The following is a 16,550-nucleotide window of genomic DNA, read 5'->3' as shown; positions in this document are numbered from 1 at the left end:
CTAGTTCCAGTTGTCGATCTTCACGTCGTCCGGGTGGGCCCGGCCCTTGCCGGTCTCGACCAGTTCCTTGATGCTCAGCAGGAACGATCCCCACTTGGTGCTGCAGTGGTGCATGAACTCGACCGGCTCGCGCCAGCCCTCGTGCTTGAAGAGGATGATCGCGTAGTCGTCCTCCTGGACGAGGTTCCAGACGACGCGCGTGCCGATCCACTCCTCGGGCCCATCGACGACGTCCCACACGACCCGCTTGCCGGGGTCGAGTTCGGCGACCTTCATGTCGAAGAAGCCGGCGCTGAACACGAACTTCACGACCTCGCCGACCGTGGAGCCCTCGCCGGTCGTGTCCGTCGTCCACCAGGCGGCGAGTCCCTTGTTCGTCGTCAAGACCTTGTAGACCTCGTCGACGGAGCTCACGATGCCCACACGGTGCAGAATGTCCACCATTGTCCTGTTCCTTTCGTTCAGTTCGATTGACGTTCGTCGTTGGCCCGCTGGATCGCCTCCGCGATCCGCTTGATGCGCTGGAGTCGCGCGTCCCACGCGGAGCCGACCGAGGCCAGCTGCGCCACCGCGCGGGCCAGTTGCGCCTCGTCGACCTGGTAGCGCCGCTCGCGGCCGGCGGCCGCGGAGTGGACGAGGCCGACACGGTCGAGCACGCCGAGGTGCTTGGCGATGGCCTGCCGCGTCACCGGCAGCCGCGCGCTGAGGCTCGTCGCGGTGCCCGCGCCCTCGGCGAGCAGGAGGTCGAGCATGCGGCGCCGAGTCGGGTCGCCGATCGCCGACCAGAGCTCGTCGTCGATGGTGTTCACGACGACGCCAGGCGCCCGGCGTACTCGCCGAGGCGGGGAACGAAGTGGTCCCAGCCGGTGACGTGGTCGTTGTACATCTCTTCGAGCTTCGCGGCCTCCCAGCCCATCTCGCGGAAGCCCGACTCGGTCATGCGCAGCTTCGTGCCGGTGCCCGAGGGCGTGAGCTCGAAGGTGACGAGGAGCGCGGCGGCCTCGGCGTCGAACTTCCCGTCGGGGTAGGCCCAGCGGAAGGCGAACAGGCGCGGCGGCTCGGCCGTGACGACGCTGAACTGCTGGACGTCGACGCGCTCGCCCCAGACGAGTTCGCCGATGCCGTCGTCGAGGGTGGCCTCGTCGGACCACCACTCGGAGATGTGCTCGGGGCGGCTGACGACGTCGAAGACGACCTCGGGAGAGGCGTCGACGTGGATCTCGCGTTCGATGGTGCCGAGCTCCATGCTCTTCATGGTTCCTCCATGTGCAATCTTTGGTTGCGCTTCACGCTAACACCGGATCCAGCAATGTGCAACCTATGGTTGCATGATTGCCGGAGGACACGCCGCAGCCGAAACGGAGTGTTGGTTCACTTTCGGGCTAGTTTCGGGCGATGCGACGCCGCCGGTTGCTCCTCGGTCTCACCCTCGCGCCCCTGGCCGGCCTGTCGCCGGGCGTCGACCTGCGCGCCCTCGCCGACGAGCTCACCCGCCGCGACCTCGCCCACGGGGGCGCCGCCGTGGCCGCCGAGGCCCGCTCGGCGGCGACCTGGGTGCTGACGAGGTCCGCGCGCGGCGACGACGCCGCCGTCATCCTCGACCGGACCGCCTGGGCACTGCGCGACACGGGCGCGGCCGCTGCCCACGACCTGCTGGCCAGGGCCGAGACCGTCGCCGAGGACCCGTGGCTGCGCACCCACATCCGCCTCGACCGGGCCCTCGCCCACGACGACGCCGGAGACCACGCCGCCGCCCTGCGCGAGCTGACGGGCGCGCTCACCGGCCCGGTCGCGCCCCTGCAACGCGGTGGCCTGCACGCCGCCGCGGCCCGCTGCGCCGAACGCGCCGGTGACACACGGGCGGCCGTCGCGCACCTCAAGGCCGCCGAAGGCCTCCACGAGACCGCCGACCACACCGACGTGCCCGACTGGGCCGCCGCCGTCCTGGGCGACCCCGGTCAGCTGCCCGGCGCCATCGGCCGCGGATGGCTGACCGCCGGGCGCTACCGCGACGCCGAGGCGTGGCTGACCCGCGCCGATGAGGCCTACGCGCCGGGCCGCGCCCGGGGCCGGGCGAACGGACTGGTCCGCCGGGCCCACGCCCGGCTGGCCTCGGGCGATCTGGCGGGCTGCGACGCCGACCTCGCGGCCGCCGGAGACGCGCCCGTGCGTTCGGCGCGGCTGGCGGCGGGCCTGGAGCGAGTGCGGAGGCTGCGGACGTCGCGGCGGTAGGAATCGCGACCGGCCGCGCGGTGAACCCTTGCCTCACCCCCATACGGTTAGCCCATGGACAGGATCGTGCGCCCCCTCGGCGAGGACTCCGCGGCGGCGACCTACGAGGCGGCGGACGCCGCCGGGCGGCGGCTCATCTACACCGTCGGCAAGAACGCCGCCGCCGACCCGGAGGGTTACCGGGCCTGGGCGCGCGCGGTCGCCGAGTTGAGCGCGCACCCCAACATCGTCGACGTCACCCTCGGCGGTGTCGGCGCCGACGGGAGGCCCTTCCTCGTCTCCGGAACGGCCGAGCGCACGCTGTCGGAGCTGCTCACGGCGTCCTCACCGCCGTCGGCCGACGTCGTGGTGCACGTCGTGGCGAAAGTCGCCGACGCGCTGGAAGCCGTGCACGCCAGGGGTTTCCGGCACGGTGCGGTGTGCCCGTCGACGATCCTGCTCGACGGGGACGGCGCCGTGCGCCTCGCCGGTTTCGACACGCGCGCGCCGGAGATGGCCGCGCCGGTCGTGCCGGGCGCGTTCACCGCGCCCGAGGGGCAGTCCGGGCCACCGTCCGATGTGTACGCTCTCGCCGCCACGGCCTATGTCGCGCTCGGCGGGACGATCCCCTACGCGGCCGCGCCGATCGAGGACCTGCCCGGTGTCCCGGTGGAGATCACCGGGATGCTGCGTGCGGCACTGCATCCCGATCCCGGTGTCCGCCCCGGCGCGGGCCTCCTGCGCGATTCACTGTCACGGAGCAACACGCCCGCCGGTGTGATCGCCTCGATGGACCCCTCGCGGGTCGGTTCGCCCGTCCGGCCGGTCAACGACACCGTCGTGTCCATCAACCTCGCCGTCGCGGGCGCGGCGGCCACCGGGATCGCCGCCACCGCCGGGATCCTGGCCGGGAAGGCCGCGCCCGTCCTGCTGGCGCAGGCCACCGGGCAGGGCACGGCCGGAGCGGCCGCGGTGCAGAGCACCGCCGCCGCGACGACCGCGAAGGGCGGCGGTCTGGCGCTGGTCTGGAAGATCGGCATCGGCGTGACGGCCGCGGCGGTCGTCGCCGGAGCCGCCGTCGTCGGGATCCAGGTAGCCAACGACGAGGGCATCGCCGCCCCGCCCGAGGTCTCGCTCAGCCAGCCGCCCATGAGGGGCGTCGACTTCGCCTCGATCTCCTTCGTGGAACCCAACAGGAGCGGCGACACCATCCAGCTCGCCGCCGGCACCGCCGAGGTGAAGCACGAGAACGTCTACGACGACTACACCTGGACCCTCAAAGGGGATCCGGCCTACGCCGACCTCGACGGCGACGCCGACCTCGACGCCGTGCTCGTCATGGAGCATCTGGCCTACGAGTACGCCGGTGTCTACGTCATGGCATGGCTCTGGGAGGACGGCAAGGCCGTCCAGGCGCCTAATGCCGGTGAGGGAATGTGCGCCGTGGACGGTCTCAAGGTCGTCGACGGCCTGGTGCAGGTCACCGGCAAGGGCCTCAACCCGCACCGGACCGGCTGCTTCTACGAGCCGGCGAAGGAGTCCGCGGTCGAGGAGACCTTCACCGTCGGGATGCGCGACGGGTACCTGGCACAGATCGCGCCCGCCTTCGGCTCGCCCGACCGCTGCAACGCCTTCGAGGGGACCCAGCTGGTCGACGTGCTCGAACCGGTGACCCCGCGCCTGGCGCCCAAGGACGACGCGCCCGCCGTCGAGGGCGAGTTCCCGTCGATCGCCTACGACTACGGCGAGTGGCTCAACTCCGACGGCTGGACGAACGCGCGCCTGACCTATCCGGACGAGTCGGTCGCTTGTGGATGGATAAAGCTGGAACACTAGGGATACCGTGTCGCCATGGAGGGCTTCCAGATCATCCGGTGGCTGAGCAGTGATGACACCGCCGCGGTGTACGAGGCCGCCGGGCCGCGCGGACGTCGGCTCATCTACACCGTCGGGCACCGCCCGGCCGAGCCGGCCGCCGAGTTCTCGGCGTGGGCCGAGCGGCTGCGGGGTGTCCGGCATCCGCACCTGGCCGCCGTCGCCGCGGCCGGGCTCACCGACGACGCGCGCCCGTACGTCCTGTGCGACACGGGATCGACGACGCTGGCCGAGCGGCTCGTCCACACGCCGCCGGGCGTCAACGAGGTCGTGCGGACGACGACCGCCATCGCCGACGCGCTCGACACCGCGCACGCGGCCGGGTTGCGGCACGGCACGGTCTGTCCGTCCACAGTGGTCTACGCCGCCGACGGGACACCACAGCTGACCGGTTTCGACATGTGCGCCCCGGCGCTGGTCAAGACCGCGCGGCCGGGCCTGTACACCGCGCCGGAGGCCGATCCGGGGCCGCCCGCCGACGTCTACGCGCTGGCCGCGACGGCCTACGTCGCGCTCGGCGGCACACTCCCCTACGTCGGCGACCCGACCGATCCGGCGCTGCGCCTGCGCGGGATCACCGAACTGCCCGGGGTTCCGCCCGAACTCACCGGGATGCTCCGGACCGCCTTGAACCCCGACCCGGTGTCGCGGCCCAGCGCCGCGCTCCTGCGCGATGCCCTGTCCACTGTGGAGGTGCCGGAGACGGTGACGACCGGTGCACTGCCGGTCGCCGTGGTCGGCTCCGATGTCCGCGCGGTCAGCAGCGGGATGACCACGATCATCGAGGCGGTGACCGGTGAGCAGCCCAGGATCGGCCGGGAGAAGAGCCCGCCGATGCCGCCGGGCCTCGCACCGACCCGGCCCTTGCCGGTGGCGCCTCCCGCACCGAAGCCCGTACGGGCCAAGCCCGTCACGTCCAAGCCCGCCAAGGCATCCGGGCGCCGCACCGGCCGCCGGATCGGCGTCGCCGTCGTCGTTCTCGCCGTTATCGCCGCCGGTATCGGCGGTGTGTGGCTGTGGCGCGACCAGTTCGCCGAGGCCACCGAGGGCTCCTCGGCGATCGAGCGTGTCGACTTCAACGCCATCGAGTTCACCGTTCCCGCCGACAACGACCGCAAGGTCACCCTCACCGGCGGCTCGGCCACCTCGACCAACGACGACGGCCGGGCCGAAAGCTGGACCCTCACCGACGGGCCGGTCTTCGCCGACGGCAACCACAACGGCGACCAGGACACCGCCGCGATCCACCTCGTACTGGAGGTCCGCGGCAGCAAACGTTCCTACGTCCTGCTGTTCACCTGGGACGGCCGCCCCAAGCAGGCTCAGCAGGTCGTCAACGGCGTCTGCGACGTCACGGACATGCGCTCGGCGGGGCCCGGCATCGAGCTGGACCTGGTCTCCGCCAACCCCTTCGCCGACTGTTCCGCGCTCGGCAAGGGCGACACCCGCGCGGAGACCATCACGGTCGCGATGCGCGGCGGTTTCCTCATGGAGACCGCGCCCCACGAGGGCGCGACTTCGCGCTGCGAACTCGCGCCGGGCGCCGAGACCCGTGCGCAGGACGGGGATTTGCCGGTCCGCGTCGCCGCCGACGCGGGGGCGCCGGAACTGGCCGAGGACATCGATTCCGTAACGGTCTTCCTTCCGGAGACCGCCGGGCAGATCCAGTGGCACCTCGCGCGCGTCACACTCGCAGACGGGACCACCACCTGCGGATGGGTGGCCGCCGCCGATCTGTGAGACCCGCCGAGCGCCACCCCGCCCCGACCCCGCCCGAGGAGAGCCCCGCCGATGACCTCGCCCGATTTCGCGTACGCCGACGAGGCCGCCGCCGTGCACTTCACGGGCGATCCCGACGGCCGCCCGGTCACCGTGGTCACCGGCACGCGCCCCGCCCCGGCGGGCGAGTTCGCCGCGTGGTCGGCCGCGATCGCATCCCTGGCCGGTGTTCCAGGCCTCGGCGGCGTTCTCGGCGCACGTCTCGATGAGCGCGGGCACGCGGTGTTCGCCGCCGACGCGAGCGGTGCGACGCTCGCCGAACGGCTGGTCGCGACCGGTCCGGTACCGGTCGCCGAGGCGGCCGGGATGTTCGCGGTGCTGGCGCGCGGTCTGGCCGCCTTGCACGCCAAGGGTTTGCGGCACGGTGGCATCACGCCGTCCACGGTGATCACGGTCGGTCCGCGCCTGGCCGGACTGGACGCCGGGGCCCCCGGTCTGCTCCTGCCGATCCGACCGCATCCCTTCGCGCCGCTGGAGACGCCGCACCGGTCCTCCGACGTGTACGCCTTGGCGGCCACGGCCTACACCGCTCTCGGCGGTCGGCTGCCGTTCGCCGCCGAACCGGCCGACCCGGCCGCGCGCCGCCAGATCTCGGGCGATCTCACCGGCGTCCCGGTCGAGCTCACCGCGCTCCTGCGTGGGGCTCTGCATCCCGACCCGGCGCGACGCCCGGCCGCCGACGCTCTCGCCGAAGGCTTCGGGGCGTTCACCGCCGTCCCCACCGGGGTCGGCGGGATTCCCATGGCCGCCGCGGACATCGGGTCGCCGGTGCGGCCGGTCAACGACGCCGTCGCGTCCATCAACCTCGCCGTCGCCGGGGCCGCGGCCACCGGGATCGCCGCCACGGCGGGGATCCTGGCCGGGCGGGCCGCGGGTGACCTGCTCACCGGTGCGGGCGGCGCGGCGGGCAAGGCGGCATCGGCGTTCGGGGCGTCGACGGTCTTGAAGGTCGGCGCGGGCGTCGCGGGCGCCGCCCTGGTCGCCGCCGCCGTCGTGGTCGGCGTCAACGTGCTCGACGAGGATCCACAAGGGACGGGCGGCACGGCGAGCGGGCCCGGTCCGATGGACGAGGCGATCCGCGGCTTCGACGTCTCCGGTGCCGCCTTTTCCCCGGGCCGCGTCTTCAGTCCCGACGTCGACGAGGAGCCGACGGAGTTCAGCGGCGGCCGCGCCCCGGGGGCGCTCGGTGATCCGAGTCAGCCTTCCGACACCTACGTCCTGGAAGGCGATCCCGTCTACGCCGACCTCGACGGCGACAACGACCTCGATCTCGCGCAGTGGGTCACCGTGCAGGCCGGCGGCGGCCCGAAGTACCTGTACTTCTGGGAATGGGACGGTGCGAAGGCCGTCCAGTCGCCCTATGTGGCCGTCCACGAGCAGGACTGCGGCGGCGCCGTGGAGAGTCTGGAACCGGGCGCCGACGGCGGTGTCGAGGTCGTCATGGACTTCACCTTCCGCTGCGGTGACGCCGATCCCGCCGGTGACGACGGTCCCGGCTCGATCACCCTCGGCCTGCGCGACCACCTTCCCGTGCAGCTCGCGCCCGGCTTCGGCGCCGCCGGGAACTGCTACGACAGCACCGCGCCGAACCAGGTGCACACCGACCTGACCGGCCGCGTCACACCGCTGCTGATCCCCGTCGAAGGATCGCCCGTGGTCGGTGCGCCGGAGGAGTTCACCGCGATCGAGTCCGCCTACTGGGATCTCGGCGGCGGGACCAGCCCCTGGCACCTGGCCCGCCTGACCCGGACCGACGGCAGCGTCGCCTGCGGGTGGATTCCGCCTGGAACCATTGCGTGAGAACACTAAAGAGAACGAGGGCACCGTCATGACCACGCCTGCGTCCCCCCTCCATTCCGACGACGCCGCCGCCAGCTACCCGGTCAGCGGACCGGACGGCTCGCCCGCGATGCAGATCGTCGGCCACCGGTTCACCGACCCGGCGGGCTTCGACGCCTGGGCCGGCCTGGTCCGGCAGCTGTCGGCGCACCCCAACATCGCCACGATCTTCCAGGCGGGCTCCGGATCCGACGGGCGACCGTCCATGGTGGTCGACGCCGGTGGCAGCACGCTCTCCGAACGCCTGTGCCACACCGGTCCCCTCGCCGTCGGGGAAGGCGTCACCAACGCCTCTCTGCTGGCACTCGCGCTCGACACCCTGCACCAGAACGGATTGCGGCACGGCGCGGTTTCACCGTCCACTGTGCTCTTCAACGGTTTCGGGCATCCGCAGCTGGCGGGCCTCGACGGGCAGGCGCCCGGAATGGCGCCGCCGTCGGCGGTCTCGCGGTTCAATCCGCTCGATCCCGTGCCCGGTCCCGCATCCGACGTGTACGCCCTGGCCGCCACCAGCTATCTCGCACTCGGGGGACAGCTGCCCTTCGCCGTCGATCCGCACAACCCGGCCCTGCGCAACCAGTCGATCCTCGACCTGCCGGGCGTGCCACAGCAGGTCACCGGGCTGCTGCGCGCTGCGCTGAACCCCGACCCGAACGGCCGCCCGAGCGCCGCGCAGCTGCACGCCGAACTGGCGACGATCGAGCTTCCGCACGTCCCGACGGCCGCGCCCGCGCTGCCCGCCGAGGCCGTCGGCATCGCGATCCGGCCGGTCACCACCGGTGTCGTCGAGATCAACCGGGCGGGCGGAACGCCCAGGCCGGTCTCCGGTGCCCCGGCACCGTTCCCGACGTCGGGAGCCCCCGCGCCCTATCCGACCTCGGGCGCGCCGATGTACCCGACTTCGGGCGGTCCCGCGGCCTTCCCGGTGACCGGGCCACCGGCGCCGCAGTACGCCCCGCAGTTCGCGCCCCAGCAGCCGTGGGCGCCGCAACCGGTGCCGCAGAAGAAGTCCAGCGTGGGAATCGTCCTCGGCGTGAGCGCGCTGGCGCTGGCCGTCGTCGTGACCGTCGTCATCGTCGCGGTCAACGCCGGGAAGAAGGACGATCCCACCCCGGATCCGGTCATCGCCGTCGACGAGGGCATCAAGCAGGTCGACCTCGACAACGCCGACGTGTCACTGCTCCAGGAGCCCGGGACGCTCTCGAACGGCGAGTCGGGGCTGTACAGCCTCAGCGGGGAGCCCGTGTACGCCGACGTCGACGGTGACAACGACCTCGACGCGGCCGCGGTGATCGAGAACGCCGGCGACTCCGCCGAGGACCTCGACGCGTGGGAGTTCGTGCAGGTGTGGCTGTACGAGCCGTCGTCGAAGCGCGCCGAGCCTCTCTACTTCGAGGCGACGTGGCAGTGGACGTGCAGTGAGCTGCCGACGCTGTCGCTCGACGTCGACGCCGCCCTGCCCAACCACTTCGAGGTCACCCGCGCCGACGCGAACTGGTGCGACGACGGCTTCCACTCCTCGGAGCAGATCCACGTCGAGGTCAAGGACGGCGAGGTCGTGCAGTACGACGACGGGCACTACAGCGCCGTCGTCAACTGCCGCGACGACGTCAACTCGACGGGACTGGAGACCAAGGACGTGTACGGACTGTCCGACCCGCTGTTCCACCCCGACTCCTCGTCGAAGGTCGTGGCGCAGGACTCGGAGTTCACGAAGATGGTCGTGTACTACGCGAAGGACACCAGCACCGACATCAACAACGGGTACGCCTACGGGGTGATCTCGTTCACCGACGGGACGCTCGGTTGCGGGTGGGTGCCCTGGGACGTCGTGGTCTGAGGAGACCGGTGAGGACCGCGAGGTCGGCGACCACCGCGTCGGCCCCGGCGCCGGACAGGCGCCGGGCCTTCTCCGGACGGCGGGCGTACCCGACGACCGGGACGCCCGCCGCACGCGCGGCGGCGACGTCGGCGACCGAGTCACCGATCATGAACGCACGTTCAGGTTCGGCGTCGAGGGCCGCCAGGGCGCGCCGCAGCGGGCGCGGGTCCGGTTTCATCTCGCCGGGCAGACCGCGCGCACGGCCGACGACGACGGCGATCGCGCCGGCGAGTCCGTGAGCGTCGAGGTACTCGTCTATCGCCGGGCGGCCGTTGTTGCTCACCACGGCCACGCGCCTTCCCGCCTCCCACGCGGCCGCGATGAACCCGGCGGCGCCCGGGGTGGGTTCGGCGACCGCCACGGCGGCGCGCTCCTCGGCGGTCAGCGCGTCGTCGACGGTCTCCGTCACACGGGGCTCCCCGAGCGTGCCGGCCCATCGCAGGACCGCGAGGGGGTCGCCCGTGCTCACGACCGGCGCCGGGACCGTCTTCCCGGCGGCGGCGAGCCCGGCCACGAGGCGTGCAGCGACCCCGGGCGCCGGGCGGCGGGCGAAGACCGCGCAGACCGGCCCGTCGAAGTCGAGCAGGATCGGTCCGGACCCGGCGAACAGCGAGGTCAGCGCACCGGTGTCCATGAGCGCGGCCCTCCCAAGCGAAAACGCCGCCCCACCTGTCGGTGGAGCGGCGTTGTTGGCGGTGGCGGTGGGATTTGAACCCACGGACGGCTTGCACCGTCACACGCTTTCGAGGCGTGCTCCTTCGGCCACTCGGACACGCCACCGTCGACGAGGGTACCTGAGCCGCCGGGCCGGTGTCGCGGCGGTATCCCGTGGTCGCCGTCACGACCGTGGGCGGACACGCCGGGCTCTCCGGCGGCACCCCCGTTGACCGGCGGCGCTAGCCTCTCTCCATGAGCGTGACCCCTCCCCCGCCCGGCGGAATGCCCTGGGACCCGAACCAGGGCGCCCCGACGCAGCCGACGCCCGTCTTCGGACCGCCCCAGCCGCCGCCGGCCGAGTCCGGCTGGTCGCCGCTTCCGCCCATCCCTCCCGCGCACCACCACCAGCCACCGCCGAAGAAGCGCAAGGTGTGGCCGGTCGTCGCGATCATCGTCGTCGCGGTCGCCCTGCTGGGCGGCTCGGTGTACTTCGGTCTCGAATACTTCAACAAGGAGGACGGCGACCCGGGCGCCGTCAAGCCCGGCGACTCGGCGAGCCCCGGCGAGTCCGACGCGCCCGCGGGCGGTATCGAGGCCGTCGACTTCAAGAACACCGCCGTCTACGTCAAGGGCAAACTCGTCGCCTTCGAGAACGGTGAGTACGAGGACTTCGCGCTGTCGGGCGACCCGGTCTTCACCGACCTCGACGGTGACGGTGATCTCGACGCGGCCGCCCTGGTCGACATCAACGGCGAGAAGCCGTGGTCGCAGGTCCTGCTGTGGATCTGGGACGGCACGGCCGCGCAGCCGATCGCCTTCGAGGCGAGCTGGCAGTGGACGTGCGATCCCTTGGCGCGCATGACGATCGCGGCCGGTGAGAACGGTCTGGCGCTGACCCGCTCGACGGCGAACGTGTGCGGTGGCGACCCGGCGACCGAGTCGGTGAACATCGGCATGCTGGCATCGTTCCCGGTGGAGAAGATGGGTGAGCACGACTCGGCGACGACGCGCTGCCGCGTCGCCCCGGCGGGCGCGACGGAGACGACCGACGTGACGGGTAAGGCCGAGCCGGTCGTGCTCAACGCCGAGGGCGCGCCGAAGCTGGCCGAGCCGGGCGCGTACAGCAAGGTCGAGGTGCGTCACCGTCCTTCGCCGGACACCACGATCGACAACGGTTACGCGATCGCCGTGATCACCTGGGCCGACGGCGGCACGGGTTGCGGCTGGGTGCCGTGGTCGGCGGTCGCGGGCTGACCTTCGGGGCGTTTGCCGCACGTCGATAGGGTCTCGGGCATGAACGACGTGCCCATGTATCGCGACGAGACGGCATCGGTGTACCCGGCGGCGGCGCCCGGCGGGGGTCCCGCCGTGATGATCGTGGGCGCCGAGCCGGTGGCCGCGTCGCGCTTCGATCCGTGGGCGGCGGCGCTGCTGTCGGTGTCGCCGCTTCCCGGTGTGGCGACGGTGTTCCAGGCCGCGCGCGAGCCCGACGGGCGGCCGATGCTGGTCGTCGACGCGGCCGGGGTGACGCTCGCCGAGCGGCTGGTCGGGCAGGGTCCGCTGCCGGTCGCGGAGGTGCACACGACGGGTCTCGCGCTGGCCTCGGCGCTGGCGCAGGTTCACACGACGGGCCTGTGGCATGGGGCGGTGTGCCCGTCGACGGTCGTGTACGCCGACGGTGTGCGCCTGGCGGGTTTCGACGCGTGCGCGCCGGGCATGGCGAAACCGCCCGCGCCGAGCCGTTTCGCCGCGCCGGAAGGCGTTCCGGGTCCGGCCGGTGACGTGTACGGACTGGCCGCGACGCTGTACGCCGCGCTCGGAGGGCAGCCGGGCGGGCTGGTCGGGGAACTCTACGACGTGCCGCCGCCGCTGACGGCGGCGTTGCGCGCGGGCATGTCGCCCGATCCCGCGCAGCGCCCGACGGCGCAGCAGCTCTACGGGTCGCTGTCGGTGATCGGTGCGACGGAGAACACGCTCCCGGCGGTGCCGGTCGCGGCGGCGCTGGTGGGTTCGCCGGTGCGGCCGGTGAATCAGGCGGTGGTGTCGATCAACCTGGCCATCGCGGGTGCGGCGGCGGCCGGGGCGGCCGCGGCGGCCGGTGTCGTCGTCGGGCAGGGCGCTTCGGGCGCGCTGTCGGCGATGGCTTCGGGTGGGGGCGCGAAAGTGGCCTCCGCCAAGGGTTTCATGGGCGGGCTCAGCGCACTGAAGATCGGTGCCTTCGCCGCCGGGGCGGCGGTGATCGCGGCCGGTGTCGGGGTCGGGGTGACGATCCTCAACGAGGACGAGGCCGGGCCGGGGCCGATGGTCACGGCGATCCAGGAGTTCGACTTCGGCAACGTCTCCTTCACCGACACCGTCCAGGGCACGACCGCGGAACTGGTCGGTGGCAAGGGAAAGCCCTTCGACGGCGACACCAACACCGAGGGCTACCGCCTCGGCGACGACCCGATCGTCTACACCGACGCCGACGGGGACAACGACCTCGACGCGCTCGTCGTGCTCGCCCAGGAGGGCGGCAACAACATCTTCGAGTGGCCCTACATCTGGCTGTGGGAGGACGGGAAGGCCGTCCAGCTGCCCTATCCGCTGGCCGACGCGGGACGCTGCGGCAACGACTTCGAGCCCCCCGGCGTCAACGGCGGGCACTTCACGCTCACCCGCAACATCGCCATCGCGGTGCCGACCTGCGCTCAACCGGAATACCAGGACGAGAAGGTCGAGATCGCCGTGGAGGACGGGTATCCGGTGACCGTCTCGCCGCACGGCGCGGCCGCCTCGTGCATCCCGGCGGAGTTCGAGTCCCTTATGGAGATCGTCAACTACGAGCCGCGGATCGCGCCCGACGAGAAGGCGCCGCCGGTCGACACCGCCGACAACTTCAAGAAACTCGAACTCATCTACACCACCTGGGACGAGACGCGGCCCGTCGCATGGTTGCGGGTGCGCATGATCCGCAACGACGACTCGGTCTCCTGCGGATGGGTGCCCAACAACGGGCTCGACGAGTGAGCACAATAGACGGTGTGCAGCCCGTTCCCGTCTACCGCGACGACACCGCCGAGATCTACACCGGGCCCGGCCCGGTCCTGCGCGTCGTCGGGCTCCGTCCCGCGCCCGCCGCCTTCGATCCCTGGGCCGCCGCTTTACTCGGCGCCGCAGGCGATCCCGGGATCGCGACGATCCGGCACGCGGGCCGCACGCCCGACGGGCGGGCACTGCTCGTCGTCGACGCCGCCGCGCCGACCCTCGCCGAGCACCTGGTCACCGTCGGCACACTCGGTGCCGCCGAAGCGATCCGCGTCGCCACGGCGCTCGCCGGCGGCCTGGCCGCCGCGCACGCGCGCGGCCTGACGCACGGCGCGATCTGTCCGTCCACAGTGGTCTACGGCGGAAACCCCGCGATCGCCGGATTCGACGCCTGCGCGCCCGGCCTCGCCAGCACACCCGGCACCCCGACCCCTTTCGCGCCGAGCGATACCAGACAGCCCGCCGACGTCGCGGCGCTCGCGTCCACTGTGTACAGAGCACTGGCCGGACGTCCCGGTGAACTCACCGACCTCTACGACGTGCCGCCTGCGCTGACCGCACTGCTTCGCGCGGCGACCGTCGCCGATCCCACCGCACGACCGACGGCGGAACAGCTCCGCGACGCGCTCGCCGCACTGCCGCCCCCGGCCGAAGGCCCCGCGCCGCTGCCCGTCCCGGCGGTCCACGTGGGCGCCGACGTGCGCCCGCTCAACGACGCCGTGGTCTCCATCAACCTCGCCGTAGCCGGTGCCGCCGCGGCCGGAATCGCCGCCACCGCCGGGATCCTCGCCGGTCAGAGCGCCACGGGAGCACTGTCGGCGCTGAGCACCGGAGCCGGCGCGAAAGCCGCCACCGCGAAAGGACTCATCGGCGCCACCGCCCTGAAGATCGGTGCCGTCGCCGCCGGAATCGCCGTCATCGCGGGCGGAGTCACCGTCGGCGTCAACGCCTTCGAAGGCGGCGGAGGACAAGCCGTACCCGAAATCCGGCCACCCGCACCACCCAACGAGGACATCAAGGCCTTCGACTGGGGCAACGCCACATACGTCGGCTTCGACGGCACCACCGGGACCACCCTCGTCGACGGCGAAGCCGACCGCTTCGACGAACTCTCCTACACCGAACTCGCCGCCGACCCCGTCTACGCCGACCTCGACGACGACAACGACCTCGACGCCGTCACCATGATCGTCGCCCACGGTGGGAACGCCGAACCGACCTGGATGCAGATCTGGCTGTGGGAAGACGGCCGGCCCGTCCAGATCCCCGGCTCCGTGATCAGCCGCGTCCACTGCGGCGACTACTTCGAAGACCCCGTCGTCGTCGACGGGAAGATCGAAGTGAAAAGCCTCGCCCGCATCGGCATGGAAGGCGGCTGCGCCGGCGTCGACAGCGACTTCGAACCCGTGACACTGCGCATCGAAGTCCGCGACGGCTACCCCGTCACCACCGCGCCCACCTTCGGCGCCGTCCACCGCTGCTCCATCGCCCCCGGCGACAACCCACGACCCGTCACCGCCGGAACCACCGCCACCGTATGGCCCGTCGAAGACGCACCCACCATCGACGGCGACATCACCGACATCACCGCCACCACCGTCGACCCCGATCTCGGCTGGGCCGTGGCCCGCCTCACCCACGGCGACGGCTCGGTCTCCTGTGGCTGGGTTCCGGCTTCGGCCGTCGGCTGAGGATGGCAAGATCTGCGGACATGAGCAACCACATCGGCGCCAAGCCCGGAGAGATCGCAGAGACCGTCCTCATGCCCGGCGACCCACTGCGCGCCAAGTGGATCGCCGAGACCTTCCTCGACGACGCGGTCTGCTACTCCACCGTGCGGAACATGTTCGGGTACACCGGCACCTACCAAGGACACCGGATCTCGATCCAAGGCTCGGGCATGGGCATGCCCTCGGCGTCGATCTACACCCACGAACTTCTCGCCGAATACGGTGCCAAGACCATCGTCCGCGTCGGCAGCGCCGGATCGATCCAGGAGAACGTCAACGTCCGCGACGTCGTCATCGGCATCGGCGCCGCCACCGACTCCTCCATGAACGCCAACCGCTTCGCCGGACAACTCCACTACGCGCCCGTCGCCGACTACGGCCTCCTCCGCGCCGCCGCCGACCTCGCCGCGAACCGCGACGGAGCCCCCGTCCACGTCGGCCAGATCCTCTCCAGCGACGTGTTCTACGGCGACTCCCTCGACACGTACAAACGCGCCGCCGAATACGGCGTCCTCGCCGTCGAAATGGAAGCGGCCGCGCTGTACACACTCGCCGCGAAGTTCAAGGCGAGGGCACTGACGATCTGCACCATCTCCGACCACATCTTCCGCGAAGAAGCCCTACCCGCCGAAGAACGGGAACGGACCTTCGCCGACATGGTGGAAATCGCGCTCGGAGCGGTGCTGGTTTAACGGACCGTGCCGGTTGGGGCGGCGCGAACGAAACCGCCTGAGGGGTGGGGATCGGGCTCGGGGCGCCGCGGGTGCCGGGGTGGGTGCGTAACGCGGCCGGGAGCCGGGGTGGGCGGGTGCTCACGCTTGGGGCCGGGTCTTGGGTTCCAGGGCTCGGTGGGCGAACAAGCCCGGCCCCCGGGCCTGCGTGGGCGAGCGAAGCGAGACTGGCGCTTGGCAGGACCGCTGCGGCCGGGTTCCCAGCCTGCGTGGGCGAGCGAAGCGAGACTCACGCTCGCGAGACCGGCGTCTTAGATTCCCGGCGTTGGTGGGCCGCTGCGGCCGGGTACCCGGCGTGCATGGGCGAGCGAAGCGAGACTCACCCTCGCGAGACCGGCGTCTTGGGTTCCCGGCGTTGGTGGGCCGCTGCGGCCGGGTTCCCAGCCTGCGTGGGCGAGCGAAGCGAGACTCACCCTCGCGAGACCGGCGCCTTGGGTTCCCGGCGTTGGTGGGCCGCTGCGGCCGGGTTCCCGGCGTGGGTGGGTGAACAAACCCGGTTCCCCGCCTTGGTGGGTGAACTTGAAGGGCCTGTGCTTGTTTGGGCGGCGCGAACGAAACCGCCTGAAGGGCATGAGATCGGGCTCGGCCCGCCGCCGGTGCCGGGTCCCCGGCCTGGGCGCAGAAACGCCGCCGGGTTCCCGGCCCGCGTGGGCGAGCGAAGCGAGACTCACGCTCACGGGGCCGCGCCTGGGAATGCCGGCCTGTGTGGGTGAGCGAAGCGAGACCCACGCTTGACGGGCCGGTGTCTTGGGTTCCCGGTCTTGGTGGGTGAGCTTGAAGAGCCTGTGCTTGTTTGGGCGGCGCGAACGAAACCGCCTT

General features: G+C 72.0%; 13 protein-coding genes and 1 tRNA gene. 9 read left to right on the top strand and 5 right to left on the bottom strand.

All coding sequences use genetic code 11. The annotated features are described in order from the left end of the window. The 3 genes from HNR73_RS15235 to HNR73_RS15225 are packed head-to-tail and all read right to left on the bottom strand — an operon-like array spanning window position 1 to window position 1,246. The gene (locus tag HNR73_RS15235; protein ID WP_184788101.1) at window positions 1-444 is read right to left on the bottom strand and encodes an SRPBCC family protein; all 444 of its coding nucleotides are present in this window, start codon (window positions 442-444) and stop codon (window positions 1-3) included. Window positions 445-461: 17 nt separating this feature from the next. After that, entirely contained in the window at window positions 462-809 is a 348-nt protein-coding gene (locus HNR73_RS15230) for an ArsR/SmtB family transcription factor (protein ID WP_184788100.1), read from the bottom strand. After that, window positions 806-1,246 carry an SRPBCC domain-containing protein gene (locus tag HNR73_RS15225; protein ID WP_184788383.1) on the bottom strand — a complete coding sequence of 147 codons (441 nt, stop codon included), beginning with the start codon at window positions 1,244-1,246 and terminating at the stop codon, window positions 806-808. The genes HNR73_RS15230 and HNR73_RS15225 overlap by 4 nt, the downstream gene beginning before the upstream one ends. Window positions 1,247-1,395: 149 nt before the next feature. Between HNR73_RS15225 and HNR73_RS15220 the strand changes: the two genes are divergently transcribed. From HNR73_RS15220 to HNR73_RS15200, 5 genes are read left to right on the top strand one after another with little or no spacing between them, the layout of a single operon-like run. After that, window positions 1,396-2,232: a hypothetical protein gene (locus HNR73_RS15220; RefSeq protein WP_184788099.1), complete on the top strand. Its 837-nt coding sequence runs from the start codon at window positions 1,396-1,398 to the stop codon at window positions 2,230-2,232. 54 nt (window positions 2,233-2,286) lie between these two features. Continuing rightward, the gene (locus HNR73_RS15215) at window positions 2,287-4,047 is read left to right on the top strand and encodes a serine/threonine-protein kinase (RefSeq protein WP_184788098.1); all 1,761 of its coding nucleotides are present in this window, start codon (window positions 2,287-2,289) and stop codon (window positions 4,045-4,047) included. Window positions 4,048-4,062: 15 nt separating this feature from the next. After that, complete coding sequence (locus HNR73_RS15210) at window positions 4,063-5,826, top strand: hypothetical protein (protein ID WP_184788097.1); 1,764 nt, start codon at window positions 4,063-4,065, stop codon at window positions 5,824-5,826. Window positions 5,827-5,877: 51 nt separating this feature from the next. After that, entirely contained in the window at window positions 5,878-7,665 is a 1,788-nt protein-coding gene (locus tag HNR73_RS15205; protein WP_184788096.1) for a serine/threonine-protein kinase, read from the top strand. A gap of 28 nt (window positions 7,666-7,693) precedes the next feature. Beyond that, on the top strand, window positions 7,694-9,544 hold the full coding sequence (locus HNR73_RS15200) for a serine/threonine protein kinase (protein ID WP_184788095.1): 1,851 nt from the start codon (window positions 7,694-7,696) through the stop codon (window positions 9,542-9,544). Here the strand turns inward: HNR73_RS15200 and HNR73_RS15195 are convergent. Beyond that, window positions 9,492-10,220: an HAD family hydrolase gene (locus tag HNR73_RS15195; protein ID WP_184788094.1), complete on the bottom strand. Its 729-nt coding sequence runs from the start codon at window positions 10,218-10,220 to the stop codon at window positions 9,492-9,494. The genes HNR73_RS15200 and HNR73_RS15195 overlap by 53 nt on opposite strands. 56 nt (window positions 10,221-10,276) lie before the next feature. Further along, window positions 10,277-10,366: transfer RNA gene (locus HNR73_RS15190), tRNA-Ser, on the bottom strand. Window positions 10,367-10,495: 129 nt separating this feature from the next. On the opposite strand from HNR73_RS15190, the gene HNR73_RS15185 reads away from it, so the two are divergent. From HNR73_RS15185 to deoD, 4 genes are read left to right on the top strand one after another with little or no spacing between them, the layout of a single operon-like run. Further along, the gene (locus HNR73_RS15185) at window positions 10,496-11,497 is read left to right on the top strand and encodes a hypothetical protein (protein WP_184788093.1); all 1,002 of its coding nucleotides are present in this window, start codon (window positions 10,496-10,498) and stop codon (window positions 11,495-11,497) included. Window positions 11,498-11,536: 39 nt separating this feature from the next. Next, window positions 11,537-13,252 (top strand): serine/threonine-protein kinase, encoded by a 1,716-nt coding sequence (locus tag HNR73_RS15180; RefSeq protein ID WP_184788092.1) that lies wholly within the window; start codon window positions 11,537-11,539, stop codon window positions 13,250-13,252. A gap of 14 nt (window positions 13,253-13,266) precedes the next feature. Next, on the top strand, window positions 13,267-14,961 hold the full coding sequence (locus tag HNR73_RS15175) for a serine/threonine-protein kinase (RefSeq protein WP_184788091.1): 1,695 nt from the start codon (window positions 13,267-13,269) through the stop codon (window positions 14,959-14,961). A gap of 20 nt (window positions 14,962-14,981) precedes the next feature. Beyond that, window positions 14,982-15,692, top strand: a complete 711-nt coding sequence (gene deoD, locus HNR73_RS15170) for a purine-nucleoside phosphorylase (RefSeq protein ID WP_184788090.1) — start codon at window positions 14,982-14,984, stop codon at window positions 15,690-15,692. The last annotated feature ends 858 nt before the right edge of the window (window positions 15,693-16,550 follow it).

The sequence above is a fragment of the Phytomonospora endophytica genome (assembly GCF_014202425.1).
GTDB lineage: Bacteria > Actinomycetota > Actinomycetes > Mycobacteriales > Micromonosporaceae > Phytomonospora > Phytomonospora endophytica.
This window is presented reverse-complemented; position numbering and strand designations above follow the sequence as displayed.

Bases quoted from the DNA above. Each gene is read 5' to 3' on its own strand.
- HNR73_RS15235 (WP_184788101.1), bottom strand. From the start codon at position 444: ATGGTGGACATTCTGCACCGTGTGGGCATCGTGAGCTCCGTCGACGAG.
- HNR73_RS15225 (WP_184788383.1), bottom strand. From the start codon at position 1,246: ATGGAGCTCGGCACCATCGAACGCGAGATCCACGTCGACGCCTCTCCC.
- HNR73_RS15220 (WP_184788099.1), top strand. From the start codon at position 1,396: ATGCGACGCCGCCGGTTGCTCCTCGGTCTCACCCTCGCGCCCCTGGCC.
- HNR73_RS15215 (WP_184788098.1), top strand. From the start codon at position 2,287: ATGGACAGGATCGTGCGCCCCCTCGGCGAGGACTCCGCGGCGGCGACC.
- HNR73_RS15210 (WP_184788097.1), top strand. From the start codon at position 4,063: ATGGAGGGCTTCCAGATCATCCGGTGGCTGAGCAGTGATGACACCGCC.
- HNR73_RS15205 (WP_184788096.1), top strand. From the start codon at position 5,878: ATGACCTCGCCCGATTTCGCGTACGCCGACGAGGCCGCCGCCGTGCAC.
- HNR73_RS15200 (WP_184788095.1), top strand. From the start codon at position 7,694: ATGACCACGCCTGCGTCCCCCCTCCATTCCGACGACGCCGCCGCCAGC.
- HNR73_RS15195 (WP_184788094.1), bottom strand. From the start codon at position 10,220: ATGGACACCGGTGCGCTGACCTCGCTGTTCGCCGGGTCCGGACCGATC.
- HNR73_RS15185 (WP_184788093.1), top strand. From the start codon at position 10,496: ATGAGCGTGACCCCTCCCCCGCCCGGCGGAATGCCCTGGGACCCGAAC.
- HNR73_RS15180 (WP_184788092.1), top strand. From the start codon at position 11,537: ATGAACGACGTGCCCATGTATCGCGACGAGACGGCATCGGTGTACCCG.
- deoD (WP_184788090.1), top strand. From the start codon at position 14,982: ATGAGCAACCACATCGGCGCCAAGCCCGGAGAGATCGCAGAGACCGTC.